Origin of the sequence: Kribbella sp. NPDC051620, from assembly GCF_044453825.1 — a bacterium.
Taxonomy (GTDB): Bacteria; Actinomycetota; Actinomycetes; order Propionibacteriales; family Kribbellaceae; genus Kribbella.
In genome coordinates this window covers 1,133,325-1,148,263 of record NZ_JBITDB010000004.1, presented here as the reverse complement: position 1 = coordinate 1,148,263, position 14,939 = coordinate 1,133,325, and the positions used below count along the sequence as shown (strand labels likewise).

The window sequence follows — 14,939 nt, the reverse complement described above, 5'->3', positions numbered from 1 at the left end:
CGCTGCGACGTCCTGTTCGCCATGCTCCGCACCAATACCCACTACCACCCACCCACACCCCACACACCTTGACCAAACCCATAGGGGCACACCCGATGCCCCCACCCGACCCGCCACGCACACACAACCCCCGTCAACCCACCCCAGCACGCCGAAGTAACCGCTTACCCCCCGACTTAGGTACGCACCCCCCACCGCCCGTTGCCACCAGCAACCAAACCCAACCCCGCAACCGCAGCCGCAGCCCCCGTCCCAGCGGCAGCCGCCCCAGCCCACCTCGCCAACGACCCCACGCCGAGCTAGACCCGCCTAGCAAACCGGACCCCCACCCCATCAAATCCCACCCCACCGCACCCCGAGCACGCCTCGCCAACCGATCCCCCGAAGCCGATTGATGTTCTGGAGATCCACCCCGTCGCCCCACCCCACCTTGTGCTCCACCTGAGCATTCCCCACCGCCGAATCCACTCACGTCGAGCACAAAGTCGCCCAACGCCCGGCCACCAGACCATCCGACCAGCCCACCCCCAAACCGACCGACCCCGCCGTCGGCACCCCGCAGCACGGCCCGCCTCGCCCGCCATCCCCCGGCAACACGACCCACCTTGCAGTCGGCACCCCCTCGGCCCCACCCGCCTTGCCATCAGCACCCCTCGGTCCCACCCGCCTTGCAGTCGGCACCCCTCGGCGCGACCGGCTTTGCCAAAGACGACCCTTGGACCCAGACCCCTCCGCGGGATCCCGATAGCTGCGTCCTTCCCTGGTCGAGGCAGTGCGGGTCAAGAGTCGAACTTGTTCGATCCCGAAGGGACGCGAAGCGCTCTTGACGCGCACTGCCTCGACCAGCACACTCCCGCAGCGGGAGCCCGCGAACCACAGCCCCTCACCAACCCAACCACCCAACCAACACCAACCCCGAGGAATGGCCGGGCCGTACGGGGTGCGCGGGTGCTGTGGATGTGGGGGCTCGCGGCGGGGCCGTGGTGCTGGCCGATGAGCCGGTGCGGTTGCGGGGTGCTCGCGGTGAGGGCGCTGTGCCCGAGGGCGCTGAGGTTGGGGGGTGCTCTTGGCGGGAAGCTGCGGCCCGGGGATTCCTTGGCAGTTACTCGAACGGGGTGGGGTCTCCTGCGCCTACTCGGACGACCTCCGGGGTGTCTTCGGAGAAGTCGACGACCGTCGTGGGCTCGGTGCCGCAGTCGCCGGAGTCGATGACCGCGTCGATCTGGTGGTCCAGGAGCTCCTTGATCTCCCAGCCCTGGGTCATCGGCTCCTCCTGGTCGGGCAGCAGCAGGGTGCTCGACAGGAGCGGTTCGCCGAGTTCCTCCAGCAGCGCCTGGGTCACCACGTGGTCGGGGATCCGGACACCGACCGTCTTCTTCTTCGGGTGCAGCAGCCGGCGCGGAACCTCTTTGGTGGCCGGCAGGATGAACGTGTAGCTGCCGGGGGTCGCCGCCTTGATCGAGCGGAAGACCGCGTTGCTGATGTGCACGAACTGGCCGAGCTGGGCGAAGTCCTGGCAGACCAGCGTGAAGTGGTGCCGGTCGTCGAGCTGCCGGATGGTCCGGATCCGATCCAGGCCGTCCTTGTTGCCGAGCTGGCAGCCGAGCGCGAAACAGGAGTCCGTCGGATAGGCGACCAACCCGTCGTTGCGGATCAGGTCCACCACCTGACCGATCGATCGCTTCTGCGGATTCTCCGGGTGCACATCGAAATACCTCGCCATGTGCCGACCCTAGCGGTACGCCCGGTGCCAGCGCCTGGGGTACTAGAGCAGAAGCGTCAGGGCCAGCGTCGTCAGGGCGAGGACGGTGGTGAGGATCGGCCGGGCGAACCGGGGTGGGGTGGTCATGACAGTGATTCTCCAAGCCGTTCCCGGCTGGTGGGAACGGCTTGGAGTCTAGATCAGGGACGGATCCGGGCACCCCTCGGTGAGCTACCTGACCAGGACCTTCAGGGCTGTCGCGAAGGCGGTGTCGCGGTGGCCGGCGAGTTCGGCGGCGGTGAAGACCGGAGTACGGAGATCCGGCGGAATGCCAGGACCGTCGAAGGTCTTCCAGTCGCGGGTGCGGAACTCCTCGTTGGGCAGGATGAACTCCCAGCCATTGGGCAGGGTCCGTTGCAGGGTGTCGGAGAAGACGCCCTGGGTGTTCTCGCCGATCCGGACCGGCCGCGGTACGCGGTTGATCATCGCCTGGGTGAACGTCTCGCCGGCGCTCATCTGCGAGCCAGCGGTCAGCATCGCGATCGGACCCGTGTACTTCGTCCGCCCCGACGGCTGCACGAACAACGGCTGCGGCGGCGTGAACGCGGTCGCGTCGACCGGGTTGTTGCGGGCGCGCTTCGCGTAGGCGAAGAACGGCTTGCCGGTCAGCCGCGACGCCAGGTCGAGGGCGAGCTGGTCGGAGCCGCCGCCGTTGATCCGCAGGTCGACGATCAGCCCGCGCAACTTCCCCGGTCCACTGGTGCGCTCTTTGGTGAGGATCTGGTCGAGCGTCGCGTTCAAGGTGTCCCGCTCGGCGTTGTAGTCGGGCACGTCGCCGTAGCCGAGGAACGCGATCACCCGCAGGTAGCCGATCCGGCCGGGCAGGTCGGCGTACCCGATCCGGTCGTTCGCGTACGACGTGAACCGCGCGCCCTTCAACGCGGTCGACTCGATGTACGGCCGCAGCTTCGCCTCGAGCTCCTCCGTCGGCAGCGTCGTCCCCGGCCGGACGCCGGCGAACAGCTTGCCATCGGCAGTACGGATCGCGGTGTGCGCGTCGCCCAGCGGCTTGATCATCTTGCTCAGCAAGGCGAACAGGGCATCGTCCGACATGTCCAGCGTGACGAGCGGCCGGTTGGTGGCCCGGACCTTGTCCCAGTCGATGCCCTTGGCGCGGAAGAAGGGATAGTTCTCGGCGTACGTCGTCCAGAACTGATCGAAGACGGCCAGCGTGCCCGTCGCACCCGGCACCGTGCAGAGCTTGGGCAGTTTCGCCAACCTGCGCAGGTGTTTGTCGCCGACATTGCCCTCGACGTGCATCCCCGCACGATCCCGGCGCCCCCGCACGGTGAAGGCCTGCTCCTCCTCGGCGGTGAAGCGGTCGCCGTTCCGCGTGTACTCACCCGCAGGAGTACAGCTGATCGACGTAGTTGAGAACAGCTTCGCATTGTCGTTGCTGATGGCAACGACAGTGCCGTAGCCGTCCATCTGCCAGACCCCGTCGAGCGAGGTCGCTGCGCTGGCCGCGAGCGGCCCAGACAGTGGCGCCGCGACGAGTCCAGCAACGATCCCAACGACTGGCAGCAGCAGTTTGAGCTTCATGCAGCCAACTCTTGCCGGTTCGCATGACCTCAGACAGGGACCGACCACCCCATCCCGGGTAGGCCTAGCTCTACTACTTCGCCAGACCCAGCGGCGTCGCGCTGACGACCAGGTTCTTCTCGTAGCCACCCCGCCCGCGGTCATACGCACCGGTGCACGTGATGAGCACCAGCCGATGATCACCTGTCTGGTCGAACGCGCCGCTCTTCGTCGCCAGCGCATCCTTCGGCACCGAGGTCACCGAGTCCACCCGGTACGACGCACTGTGCCCGTCCCCCCGCAGCACAACAGTCTCCCCCGCCTTGACCCGCAGTAGCCGGGCGAAGAAGCCGATCCCCTCCTTGGCGGAGTCGACATGCCCCGCGATCACCACCGAGCCGAACGGATCACCAGCCTCGGCTCCCCCGTCCCACCAGCCAACCCGCTCGACGTGCTCCGGTACTACGAGTTGCCCCGCAACCGTAGACGCCGGCAAGACGGCCGCGCCGGCCCCGCCCGGCATCACAATCTCGGTCGGCACGAATCGCACCCGCTGGCTCGGTGCCGGCGTACCGACCCTCCCGGGCAGCACGGCTGACGACGGCTCCGGCTGCCCTACCGCCGGAGTCCCGCCGCCCGCCGTACCAGGGCTCGGGACTGCTTCGTTCACCTGCGCGGCGCACCCCTCCAGGGCCACACAAGCCAGAAGCAATCCGAGCAAGAACCGTCTCAGCGACGTACCGCCTTTCGAACCACCACGGTCAGCGCCAAGGCGCCCACCAGGATCAGCAGGGGCAGCGATGAGCCCCTGTGCTCCTCGGTGAGCCCGAGCGCTGCCGCCTGTCCACCGGTGCCGGTGTTGACCTGGCCGGGCTTCTCACTCCCGGCGCCGGGCAGCTTCAGCGTCGCGACCGCGACGTTCATCGTCTTCGAGGTCGGCTCGCCGACGGCGAAGACCCGGGTCAGGTAACCGGCCCGGACCGGCAATTTCAACGGGCCGAGAACAACCGGCGTGGTCGACCCGGCCGGCACGATCTCGACCGAGTAGGTACCGGCCGGAACGACTACGTCGAGTGATTCACCATTCGCCACGTTGGCGAAAAGCACCTTTCCGTTCACCCGGATGTCGGCCGGGCCGACCGCGGCCGTGTGGGCGACCCGGACCGCGCCTTTGTCACGCGGCACGGCAGTCAGTTTGTTGACGTAAGTGGTGATCACCGGAGCAGCCGTCGGCGAGGCCGGACGGTGGATGACGACGTCGAGGTTGCTGTCCGCGGCCACCGTGACCTGCCGCTCGATCACCAGCTTCCCAGCGTCCTTCGCGGTGATCTTCCGTGCCCCGGCGGCGACCGTGAGCGGGCCGACCACCTCGGTCGCCTTCACCCCGGTGGCCACTGTCTTGCCGTCCACGGCGATGTCGAGAGTCCGGCCGGGCAGGCCCTGGATCACGTGCAGCACCCCGTTGCCGGCTGCCTGCGCGGGCGCCGCGACCAGCAGCCCCAGCCCGGCCACCGTCACCGCCAGCACCACCGAAATCACCCTGCGATAATGCGGACCTGACATTCTCGATAACATTGTCCTGATTTTCCCGAGCCCGGACACTACTGTTGGAGATTGCCCGGACACCCTGAGTTCCCGCATTTTCCCCACCCCTTTGGAAATGCATAAGTATTTGCCTGGCCAGGCTAATTCCGGCGTATCGTATGCGGAAGTCGATCCGGCCACCAGAGGAAGTGGCCGGGTCCATTGGGGGCGATGTCGCTTGTCCGCACGCAGCTTGAGGACCTCCGTGCTGGCGGTGGTCGCGCTGACTCTGGGGATCAGTACGACCGTTGCTTGTTCGGCTGAGGAGCAGGCCGGTACTCCGGTCGCGCCCAGCCCTGGCCCCTTGACCAACGGGGGCGGCGCGGCACCGGTCCAACCGCCACCGACGGCGGAGGGACCGGGTTTGACCGCGCCCGGCATTCACCTGGCCGCGGTACCGCGTGGTGACGGCAGTTTCGACATCACCGAGGATGTCGTACTGCGCTCCGAGGTCGCGCTGATCCGATTGCAGTTGCCGCAGTCCGGTACGAAGCTGGTCGGGATGATGCGGCCGACCAAGCCGATGGCGACGAGTTTGAAGATCACCGCCGACGGCCAGCCGGTCCCGCTGCAGACCACCAAGCTGGCCGCGGCCCGCGACCTGCCGCTGACCGTCGCCGCGACGAAGCTCCGGCTGGTCTATCGGCTGTCCGGTTCGACGGTACGAAGCCTGCCGTCCGAGACCGGTCGCGCCTCGGCGGCGATCAGCCCGCTCACGGCCGGCGTCGACCCGACCTTGCCGACCAACTACCAGATCTCCGGCGGCAGCCTGCTCAACGCCGTCTGTCCGGAGATGACCGAAACCCGTTGCGCGGTAGGCGAACCGCCCGGCCTCGGCATCCAGCAGGGCATCCCCGCCGACCAGTCCCTCGCCGTCCTCCAGCTGGACCTGCCGATGCAGCCGTGAGCTCACGGGACGCCGGCGGTTTGAAGCGCTTAAGCTGTCGGCATGGTCAACACACAGGCCGCGGGGCCCATCGCCCTCGGTACCGCGCGGGGCCGCTGGGTGCTGGCCGCCACCGCGCTCGGCTCCGGGATGGCATTCCTGGACGGCACAGTCGTCAACGTCGCACTGCCGGCGATGGGCGACGATCTGAACGCCGAGATCTCGGGTCTGCAGTGGATCGTCAACGGTTACATGTTGATGCTCGCGTCGCTGATCCTGCTGAGCGGTTCGCTCGGTGACCGGCTCGGCCGTCGCAAGACCTTCCTGACCGGCGTCATCTGGTTCGCGGTCGCTTCGCTCATCTGTGCGGTGGCGCCGAATCTCGAGGTGATGATCGCCGGCCGGGTGCTGCAAGGGATCGGCGGCGCGCTGCTCACCCCGGGCAGCCTCGCGATCCTGCAGACGAGCTTCAAGCACTCGGACCGGGCCAAAGCGGTGGGCACCTGGTCAGGGCTCACCTCCGTCGCCGCGGCGGTCGGCCCGTTCGTCGGCGGGACGCTGGTGGACAGCGGTTCGTGGCGGTGGATCTTCGTGCTCAACCTGCCACTCGCAGCGGCCACCGTGCTGGTCACGCTGAGGCACGTACCGGAGACGCGCGACGAGACGATGGCCGGCAAGCTCGACGTGGCCGGGGCCGTGCTCGCGACGATCGGCCTGGCCGGTGTGACCTTCGGTCTGATCAGCGCCGGCGACCGCGGCTTCGGCGACGCCCTGGTGCTGACGACGCTGGCGATCGGCGTACTCGGTCTCGCGGCCTTCGTCGAGGTCGAGCGGCGCAGCTCGCACCCGATCCTGCCGCCGGGGATCTTCAAGAATCTGCGCTTCACCGGCGCCAACCTGGTCACCATCGCCGTTTACGGCGCGTTGGGCACAGCCACGTTTCTGCTGGTCGTCTTCCTGCAGACGGCCCTTGGCTACGGCGCGCTCGAGGCCGGCGCCGCACTGCTGCCGATGACCCTGCTCATGTTGACCTTGTCCGGATACGCGGGCGCCCTGTCGGAGATCATCGGCGCCCGGATCCACATGACGGTCGGACCGCTGTTCATGGCCGCCGGCTTCCTGCTGATGATGCGGGTCAAGCCCGGCGCGAGCTACCTCACCGCCGTACTGCCGTCAGTGATCGTGCTGGGGATCGGCCTGGTGTGCACCGTGGCCCCGCTGACCTCGACAGTGCTGAACGCGGTCGAGGACCACCACGCCGGGGTCGCCTCCGGAGTCAACAACGCCATCGCGCGGACCGCCCAGCTGATGGCGGTCGCCGCGATCCCGCTGGCGGCCGGCATCACGGGCGACTCCTACCGGGATCCGGCCGCGTTCAGCGACGGCTTCCAGATGGCGATGTGGATCTCGGCCGGCCTGGCCGTCGTGGGCGCGGTACTGGCCTGGGTGACGCTGGCTCCGGGGAAGGGCGCGAAGCCGCCGGCCGCGGAGGAGCAGCACTACACGCACTGCCCGTTGGTATCTCCGCCGCCGGCTACTCCGGAGACTGCTTCTACGACACGGTGAAGGTACGCGACGTCCCGGTGAACGGTGTGATGGTGCCGTTCAGTGCCTTCGAGTCGCCGTGGTGGACGATCCGGTAGGTCCCGGGTTCGGTCGCCTTCCAGGTGATGGTCGCCTTCGAGTCAGCCAGGCCACCGCGCTCCCAGCGGTAGGTGGTGTTCCAGTCGCCGTCGTCGGCAACTCGTTGCCATTGGCCACCGACTTGGCGCTGCACCTCGAGGAACGTGCCGTTGCGGTGCAGGTTGTTCTTGGGATGCCCGGTCACGAACGCCACCGAGACAGTCGCCCCACGCTGGTACTGCGGGGCCGCATCCGTCAGCACCTGGCCGAACGACTTGAACGGCGGCGGGCTGTCGAACACCACTCCCGTCTGCAGGTTGAGCTCGGCCGTGATCGGCTTCGGGGGATGAGTTCCGGACGGTACCGGCGTACCGGCCTTCAGTGCTTCGGCCAGCCCGGCGAACTCCTGCTGGTACGCCGGCAGCGTGTACTTCCCGAACAGCGTCGAGCCGCCTTCGTACTGCTGCAGCTGGTACTCCTCCGGCGTCGTCACGTACGAGCTGTAGGCATTGGAGTAGCCCGAGATCAGCACGTTCTCGATCGGTACGCCGAGCTCCGCCGCGACCGTCCGCCGAAGTCGCAGACCGGCCACGATCGTCACCTCACCGGGCATCGCGACCAGGTAGAACTGGCCGAGCTTGACCAGCTGGATCGGCACGATGTCCGGCGTCGCCTGCAGCAACCCGGTCGGCACCGCGGCCAGCTTCGGCGACTGGCAACTGATCAGCCACGGCGCGACGTCGACCTTGAACGGCTTCAGCGCCTCGAAGAACGGATTCGTCACGCCCTCGGGGATGACCGGGATGGCCGGCCCGTCCTCGACACTGCCGGCCAGCGTGGAGGCGCCGACCACCCCCGGGCAGGTGCGATGCGCCTCGCCGTCGGGCGTGTACCGCGGGTCCACCTGAACAGCCGACATGTCGACATATCGCATCCGGGCGTCGAGGCTGCCGGTGATCGTTGCCCGCGGCCCGTTGTACGCCTGCTCGGCGGCCTGCTGCTGGCGATCGCCGAGGATCTGCTGGTTGAGCAACGGGTCCTCGGTCGGACCGGAGCCCGGCTTGAGGTTGAGGTTGGGCGACATGTCGCCGGCGTTCGTGTTCGGGAACGCGGCGACGAAGCCCTGGCTCTCGTCGAGGTAGCGAACGCCCTTCTCGTCGTGCTCCCAGCGGTACGCCGCGTAGCCCTTGTTGTCCGGGCTGATCAGCGTGTTCTCGTTGGTGATCGAGGTCGCGTGGGTGGCGAACCAGCTGATCGCCCCGATGTCGGAGCCGCCTTGCTGGAACCGCAGTACGGTCACCGCCGGGTCGATCGCCTGCGGGAACGCGGCTTTGTCGGCAGCCGGGTTCTGATCGAAGGCGATCCTCGACCGGTTGACGCTGGCATTGGTGAGCGTCGACCTGCCGAGGCTGATGGTGCCCGGCGCGAGGTTCTGGTGCGCCTTGGTGATCGCCTCGACGATCCCGTCCACGGTCGCGTCGAAGGCCTGCTTCTGGAACCCGTAGATCGACAGGTTGTACGCCAGATTGTGCGACTGCCCACCCGGCCCGCTGTGCGTATGAGTTGCCGACAGCAAGACGTTGCGCTCGGAGTACAGGTCCCCGTACTTCGCCTGCAGCTTCACCAGCACGGCATCGCGCTGCGCCTGGAAGATCATCCCCAGATCCGAGTTGACGTAGGCGACCCGCTGCCCGGTCGCCTGCTCGACCGCGACGAAGGCCCGAGCGCGCAACCGCTGATGGATGCCAGTCGTGTTCTGCCCGAACTTCGAATAGCCCATCATCCCGTTCTCGGCGGCCGGCCCGGTGATGTCGGAGATCCCACGGCCCACCAGGTACGCCGAATCAACAGCCTGCGCGGAGGTGGTCCGATTGACACTCACTCCGGTGGCGACCAGGGCCAGGGCGAGTACAGCAACAAGCGAGCGGGGGCGGCGGCGCATGAAGTCTCCTCAGTCCAGTCCGTGAAAGCTGAGCCAATTTCATCTTTACCGGAGAGTACCCGGCTGCTCGCAGACTGTGAAGAGGTCGTCACTTACCGAGATGGAGATAGTGCTTCCGGGTCTCGGCGGGGAGGCGTTCGATGGCGTAGCGGAGCATGGTGCGGGGCATTCGGGTGGCGTGCTGGTCGAGGAAGGCGAGGAGCTCGGCGGGGGCGGTGTGCTTGCCGGCCTCGCGGAGCATCCAGCCGGAGGCTTTGTGGATGAGGTCTTCGCGATCGTCGAGGACGCTGGCCGCCAGGGCGAAGGTGTCGGCGGTTTCACCCTTGCGGATCAGCTTGTAGGTGGCGACCAGGGCGATGCGGCGTTCCCAGAGGTTGCTGGAGGCAATCAATTGGTAGAGCGGGTCGCGCGGGTGGTCGAGGAGCTGGGCGCCGACGATCTCGGGGGCGCTGCAGTCGACCAGATCCCAGTTGTCGATGTACTTCGTGTTGCGCAGGTACAGGTCGTAGATCGCGGTCAGCTCCGCGGGGTTCGCAGTACGGGGCTTGGCGGCCCTGGCAGCGCGGTCGGCCAGGAGGCAGAGAATCGCCAGGCGGTGCTCGTGGATCGGGCTGGCCAGCGCCTCCTCGATCGCCGGCAACGGGAGCTCGGCACGGAGGTACGGCTTGAGGATGAGGCGGAGGGTGGAGAGCTTGACGCCGATCATCTGGTCGCCCTCGCCGTAGCCACCCGGCTTGACCTGGAAGTAGCGGGCGAGCGTCTCGGCAGTGGCCGGATCGGCCGCCGCGTCGATCTCGCGAAGCAGGTCGTCGACGGACACTAGAGCTCCTTCTGCAGCGCCTTCATCGTGCTGATCTCCATTGTCTGGGTGACGCTGACTTCCTGGGCCATTTCGCTGACCCGGATGTTCGAGCCGTTCTCGAGTTGCTCGGAGCTCATCGTCACCGCCCCCTGATGATGCTTGATCATCAGAGTCAGGAACAGTTCGTCGAAGGCTTTGCCCCGAGCCTGCTGCAGAGTGGTCAGCTCGGCCTGGGTCGCCATCCCGGGCATCTTGCTGTGGTCCTGGTGCTGCACGTGCTCAAGGTCCGGCGGGGTCTGGCCGGCCGCGGTGAGGAGCTGGCGCATCGACGCGATCTCGGGCTCCTGGCCGACCCGGATCCGGTCGGCCAGCGCTTTGACCCGCTCGTTCGATGCCGTAGTACCGGCCCATTCGGCCATCTGCAGCGCCTGGGTGTGGTGGATCATCATGTCGCTCAGGAACCTGACGTCGTCCGGGTCGACCGTCTGCACCATGCTCGGGAGGGCGGTGACGGTCTTGTTCGGCCCGCCCGGCGTACCGGGCACGATCACCGGCGGACCGGTCGGCGCCGGCCCGGACTGCGGCTTCGGATCGGAGCTGCATCCGGTCACCGTCACGGCGGCCAGCAGCACGGACATCCAGCACGTTCGGGCAGAAAACGTCACGCCGGCCTCACTCCCTGTGGCAAATCGCTTCCGGACAGTGTCTATCACGCCTAGGCTGGAGAACCGCCCGACTATTTCAGAAGGGACCACAGCATGCGCGCAGGCCGCCCCCGCACGCTCGCCAGTCTCACCTTCGCCCTCGCTCTCGTCGCCGGATCAGCCGGTATCGCGAGTGCCGAGGCGCCCGCGCCACCGGAGACCGGCGCCGCCAAGAGCGACAACATCACCCACCTGGCCAGCGCGCCGATGAGCGGGCCGCTCGCCGACGGGATCAACACCGACATCGCGTTCGCGGGCAAGCTCGCCTACGTCGGCAACTACGCCGGCTTCGCGATCTACGACATCGGCGACCCGGCGCATCCGCGACTCGTGAGCCAGGTGTCCTGCCCCGGCAGCCAGAACGACATCAGCGTCTCGAACGGGCTGCTGTTCCTCAGTACCGATTCCTCCCGCAGCGACAACTCCTGCCAGAGCGTCGCGCAGTCGGCGACGATCAAGGAGTCCTGGGAAGGGATCAAGATCTTCGACGTCAAAGACCCGGCGAACCCCCGGTACGTCGCTGCTGTCGAGACCCATTGCGGTTCGCACACGCACACGCTGATCCCGGGCAAGTCCAAGCGCGAGATCTACATCTACAACTCGTCGTACAACCCGAACGCGGCGTATCCGGACTGCCAGCCGCCGAACGACCTGATCGACATCATCAAGGTCCCGGTGCGGCACCCTGAGGACGCGGCCGTGGTCGCCTCGCCCGTACTGTTCCCCGACGGCGGATTCCCCGGCAGCCCGACCGGCCGCGCGACCAGTGGTTGCCACGACATCACCGCCTTCCCCGCGCGCGACATCGCGGCGGCCGCCTGTATGGGTGACGGCATCCTGCTCGACATCTCCAAGCCCGAGCGGCCGAAGGTGCTCGACCGGGTCCAGGACGCGGCGAACTTCTCGTTCTGGCACGGCGCCACCTTCAACGGCGACGGCACCAAGGTCGTCTTCATGGACGAGCTCGGCGGCGGAGGCGGCGCGGAGTGCAGCGCCGAGGTCGGCCCGAACAAGGGCGCCACCGCGGTCTTCGACCTCGACCACAAGAAGTTCGTCTTCCGCAGCTACTTCAAGATTCCACGGCACCAGGCAGCCGAGGAGAACTGCGTCTCGCACAACGGCTCGCTGATCCCGGTCCGCGGCCGCGACATCATGGTGCAGGCCTGGTACCAGGGTGGCTTCTCGGTCTGGGACTTCACCGACTCGGCCCAGCCGCGCGAGATCGGGTACTTCGACCGGCCGCCGATCCAGCCGGCCGACTTCGGCGGGTACTGGTCCGTGTACTACTACAACGGCGCCATCTACGGGACCGAGTCGGTCAAGGCCTTCGATGTCTTCCGGATCGATGACCCGCGCACCGATCCCGCGAACCGGGTTCGGTGGAAGGAGCTGAACGTGCAGACCCAGCCCGCTTCGAAGTAAACGATTTCGCATTGCTCCGGGGTCAGCGGCAGAACAACCGTTGTGACCCCGGAGCGTTCGGGCATACGGTGATACCAGGGCTGTTGTCCACCGCGCCAGGACCGACCGGCGTCGCGGGAACACCCGGGGGAGAAGACAGCGTGACGAGTCAGCCCGATCACGGTGACGGCGAGATGATCCGGACCACGTTCGGCGCCGTCAGCGAGGAACTTCAGCCCGGCATCCTGGTGGTCCGGCTGTCCGGTGAGATCGACATCGCCACCACCGACTTCGCCGCCGAAGCGATCCGGGCGGCGATCGCGCCACCCGCGCGACTGGTGCTGATCGACGTGTCCGCGGTGACGTTCTGCAGCTCGGCCGGGCTGGGCAATCTGGTCGAGGCCCGCCAACTGGCCGGGCAACATGGCATCGATCTCGCATTGGTCGGTGTCGGCCGTCCGGTCGACCGCCCGCTGACCATCACCGGCCTCGGCCGCGACTTCAGCATCTTCGCCTCGGTCGAAGACGCCCTCCAGCACCGGCCCTCCTGAGCGTCGCGGTTCCTGGGCTTACCGGCGTTCCGGAGGTAACTGTGTGATACCGGGCCGACCGGAAATGGTTGACCGGCGCCGAGGGCGGGAACGCTGAGTTACTGCCGGGCCTTGATCGGGCGATGGCAACGTTGCCGCACGACCGGCGGGGGATACGTCGCGGCTGCCTGGGGAGGGGGATGCTGATGGGTCGAAGGACTTCATTGGCGATCGGCGTCCGGACCGTCGGGGAGGCGGTCGTGGTCAGCCCGTCGGGAACACTCGAACTGACCACCGCTCCGCAGTTGCGGACCTTCCTGGCCCGCCGGCTGGCCGACCAGCCCGGAGCGGTGATCGTGATGCTGCAGGACCTCGTACTCGCCCGCGCCTACTCGCTCAGCGTCTTCACCAACCTCGCCCGGCAGGTCGCGGACTGGTCCGGCACCCCGTTCGTCCTCGTCACCGGCCGCAACCGCAGCCACGAGCTGCAGCGGCACTCCGAGCTGATCTCCCGCTTCATCCCGGTCTTCCCCGACCTCGCCACGGCGCTGGCCTCCATCCGCAACCCGCCGGCCAGGCAGCTCAGCAAGCTCAGACTGGCTCCCGAGCCGCACAGCGCCTCGACCGCCCGGCGGTTCGTCGCCTCCATCTGCGAGCTGTGGCACTGCGAGGAGGTCTCCGAGGACGCGGTCGCGATCACCTCGGAGCTGGTGGCCAACGTGGTCCGGCACGCCCACACGGACGCCGACCTACGCCTGGAGCTACGCCGGCAGGTGCTGACCGTCGCCGTCTCCGACGGCAGCCCAGATCTGCCCGTACGCCGTCCGCTGGGCGCGCGCGACGGTGGGATGGGGCTCGGCATCGTCGCGACCCTGGCGACCTCCTGGGGCGCCAATCCGACGTCGAGCGGGGGCAAGCTCGTCTGGGCGACGATCCGGCTGCGTTCGCCGAACGCCCGGGTGGCGATCAACAACAGCTGGCGCAACGGTCTGTAGCCGCTCGCGGACGCTGAGCGGGCAATCGTCATTCCGATGCGGGGGCGCGAAATACGCAGTACCGGCGCTCACCTGTGCGGCGCTTTGCTCACGATGGAGCCAAAGAGGCACTAATTGACGGTACTGGCCCTAACATGACGCGTGTGACCGGGGATACCAGGAAGCAGCAGAGCCGGCCGACCGTGCAGGACGTCGCCCGGGAGGCCGGCGTCTCGCCATCGACTGTGTCGCGCGCCCTGCACACCCGGGGCTACGCCTCACCGGAGGTGCGCGAACGGGTCCAGGAGGCCGCCCAGCGGCTCGGCTACGTGCCGAACCACATGGCCCGCAACCTGCGCAGCCGGACGTCGACCGCGATCGGCGTACTGATCTCCGACCTGCGCAACCCGTTCTACGCCGATCTGGCCGCCGGGATCGAGGAGGTGCTCCGGTCCGAGGGGCACCAGATGATCCTGGTGAACGACAACGGCGACCCCGAAGAGGAGATGCACGCCGCGGAGACCCTGCTGGCGATGCAGGTCGCCGGGGTGATCGTGACGCCGGTCGCGGCGGCCTGCCCGAAGATGCTGCAGGACAACGGGATCCATGTGGTCTCGGCCGACCGGCAGCTCGGGCGCGGCGGCGACGCGGTACTGAGCGACAACAAGGCCGGCGCGCGGGAGCTGACCGAGCACCTGCTCGGGCTCGGCCACGAGCGGATCGGCCTGCTCATCGACGAGACCAAGTGGTCGACCGGCGCGGGCCGGCTGGCCGGGTTCCGGGCGGCGTACGAGGATGCCGGTCTGGAGCTGGACGAAGACCTGATCGTCTTCACCAGCTTCGACGCGGAGGCGGCCAAGCAGACCACCCGCGAGCTGCTCGACGAGCAGCACGTGACCGCGATCCTGTCGGCCAACAACGTGCTCGCACAGGGCGCATTGGCCGAATTGAAGCGCCGGAGACTCCGGATACCGAACAAAATCAGCCTCGCCGCATATGACGACGTGCCGTGGATGTCGTTGGTCCAACCCGCGATTACGACCGTGGATCAGCACACTGTGGATCTGGGTCGTAGCTCTGCGCAACTATTACTGGCCAGAATCAGGGACGAACTGCCCGCCCGGCGGCGAATTGTCCGGGTTGCGCCACGTCTTGTTGTCCGCGGATCCACCGGACCCGCTCCCAGAAACTGAATTTCTGGCGTACCACC

13 protein-coding genes are annotated in these 14,939 nt (G+C 67.7%); 6 read left to right on the top strand and 7 right to left on the bottom strand.

The features are described 5' to 3' along the window. Window positions 1-1,102: 1,102 nt before the first annotated feature. The 4 genes from ACIA12_RS24520 to ACIA12_RS24505 all read right to left on the bottom strand — a co-directional run bounded on the left by ACIA12_RS24520 (window position 1,103) and on the right by ACIA12_RS24505 (window position 4,822). The gene (locus tag ACIA12_RS24520; RefSeq protein WP_396369374.1) at window positions 1,103-1,723 is read right to left on the bottom strand and encodes an L-threonylcarbamoyladenylate synthase; all 621 of its coding nucleotides are present in this window, start codon (window positions 1,721-1,723) and stop codon (window positions 1,103-1,105) included. A 210-nt stretch (window positions 1,724-1,933) separates the two neighbouring features. Continuing rightward, the gene (locus tag ACIA12_RS24515; protein ID WP_396369372.1) at window positions 1,934-3,304 is read right to left on the bottom strand and encodes a S41 family peptidase; all 1,371 of its coding nucleotides are present in this window, start codon (window positions 3,302-3,304) and stop codon (window positions 1,934-1,936) included. 73 nt (window positions 3,305-3,377) lie between these two features. Next, window positions 3,378-3,824 carry a class F sortase gene (locus ACIA12_RS24510; RefSeq protein ID WP_396369370.1) on the bottom strand — a complete coding sequence of 149 codons (447 nt, stop codon included), beginning with the start codon at window positions 3,822-3,824 and terminating at the stop codon, window positions 3,378-3,380. Window positions 3,825-4,012: 188 nt separating this feature from the next. Then, window positions 4,013-4,822, bottom strand: coding sequence for a DUF4397 domain-containing protein (locus ACIA12_RS24505; protein WP_396369369.1), 810 nt, complete (start codon window positions 4,820-4,822; stop codon window positions 4,013-4,015). A gap of 238 nt (window positions 4,823-5,060) precedes the next feature. Between ACIA12_RS24505 and ACIA12_RS24500 the strand changes: the two genes are divergently transcribed. Together ACIA12_RS24500 and ACIA12_RS24495 are read left to right on the top strand one after the other, a co-directional pair. After that, window positions 5,061-5,774 (top strand): hypothetical protein, encoded by a 714-nt coding sequence (locus ACIA12_RS24500; RefSeq protein ID WP_396369368.1) that lies wholly within the window; start codon window positions 5,061-5,063, stop codon window positions 5,772-5,774. Window positions 5,775-5,816: 42 nt separating this feature from the next. After that, the gene (locus ACIA12_RS24495) at window positions 5,817-7,319 is read left to right on the top strand and encodes a DHA2 family efflux MFS transporter permease subunit (RefSeq protein ID WP_396369367.1); all 1,503 of its coding nucleotides are present in this window, start codon (window positions 5,817-5,819) and stop codon (window positions 7,317-7,319) included. Here the strand turns inward: ACIA12_RS24495 and ACIA12_RS24490 are convergent. From ACIA12_RS24490 to ACIA12_RS24480, 3 genes are all read right to left on the bottom strand, one after another. Then, window positions 7,306-9,318: a neutral/alkaline ceramidase gene (locus ACIA12_RS24490; RefSeq protein WP_396369366.1), complete on the bottom strand. Its 2,013-nt coding sequence runs from the start codon at window positions 9,316-9,318 to the stop codon at window positions 7,306-7,308. The genes ACIA12_RS24495 and ACIA12_RS24490 overlap by 14 nt on opposite strands. Window positions 9,319-9,406: 88 nt before the next feature. After that, window positions 9,407-10,138, bottom strand: a complete 732-nt coding sequence (locus tag ACIA12_RS24485; RefSeq protein ID WP_396369365.1) for a DNA alkylation repair protein — start codon at window positions 10,136-10,138, stop codon at window positions 9,407-9,409. Then, on the bottom strand, window positions 10,138-10,758 hold the full coding sequence (locus ACIA12_RS24480) for a DUF305 domain-containing protein (RefSeq protein WP_396369364.1): 621 nt from the start codon (window positions 10,756-10,758) through the stop codon (window positions 10,138-10,140). The genes ACIA12_RS24485 and ACIA12_RS24480 overlap by 1 nt, the downstream gene beginning before the upstream one ends. 120 nt (window positions 10,759-10,878) lie before the next feature. Here ACIA12_RS24480 and ACIA12_RS24475 point away from each other — a divergent pair, with 120 nt between their 5' ends. The 4 genes from ACIA12_RS24475 (at window position 10,879) to ACIA12_RS24460 (ending at window position 14,922) form a co-directional block, all read left to right on the top strand. Further along, window positions 10,879-12,246 carry an LVIVD repeat-containing protein gene (locus tag ACIA12_RS24475; RefSeq protein ID WP_396369363.1) on the top strand — a complete coding sequence of 456 codons (1,368 nt, stop codon included), beginning with the start codon at window positions 10,879-10,881 and terminating at the stop codon, window positions 12,244-12,246. Window positions 12,247-12,386: 140 nt separating this feature from the next. Then, window positions 12,387-12,776, top strand: a complete 390-nt coding sequence (locus ACIA12_RS24470) for an STAS domain-containing protein (protein WP_396369362.1) — start codon at window positions 12,387-12,389, stop codon at window positions 12,774-12,776. A 185-nt stretch (window positions 12,777-12,961) separates the two neighbouring features. Next, window positions 12,962-13,750 carry an ATP-binding protein gene (locus tag ACIA12_RS24465; RefSeq protein WP_396369361.1) on the top strand — a complete coding sequence of 263 codons (789 nt, stop codon included), beginning with the start codon at window positions 12,962-12,964 and terminating at the stop codon, window positions 13,748-13,750. Between the two features lie 143 nt (window positions 13,751-13,893). Beyond that, complete coding sequence (locus ACIA12_RS24460) at window positions 13,894-14,922, top strand: LacI family DNA-binding transcriptional regulator (protein ID WP_396369360.1); 1,029 nt, start codon at window positions 13,894-13,896, stop codon at window positions 14,920-14,922. The last annotated feature ends 17 nt before the right edge of the window (window positions 14,923-14,939 follow it).

What these genes read in the sequence shown, in the direction of transcription:
- ACIA12_RS24520 (WP_396369374.1), bottom strand. Translation starts at nt 1,723, where the DNA reads ATGGCGAGGTATTTCGATGTGCACCCGGAGAATCCGCAGAAGCGATCG.
- ACIA12_RS24515 (WP_396369372.1), bottom strand. Translation starts at nt 3,304, where the DNA reads ATGAAGCTCAAACTGCTGCTGCCAGTCGTTGGGATCGTTGCTGGACTC.
- ACIA12_RS24495 (WP_396369367.1), top strand. Translation starts at nt 5,817, where the DNA reads ATGGTCAACACACAGGCCGCGGGGCCCATCGCCCTCGGTACCGCGCGG.
- ACIA12_RS24490 (WP_396369366.1), bottom strand. Translation starts at nt 9,318, where the DNA reads ATGCGCCGCCGCCCCCGCTCGCTTGTTGCTGTACTCGCCCTGGCCCTG.
- ACIA12_RS24480 (WP_396369364.1), bottom strand. Translation starts at nt 10,758, where the DNA reads ATGTCCGTGCTGCTGGCCGCCGTGACGGTGACCGGATGCAGCTCCGAT.
- ACIA12_RS24475 (WP_396369363.1), top strand. Translation starts at nt 10,879, where the DNA reads ATGCGCGCAGGCCGCCCCCGCACGCTCGCCAGTCTCACCTTCGCCCTC.
- ACIA12_RS24465 (WP_396369361.1), top strand. Translation starts at nt 12,962, where the DNA reads ATGGGTCGAAGGACTTCATTGGCGATCGGCGTCCGGACCGTCGGGGAG.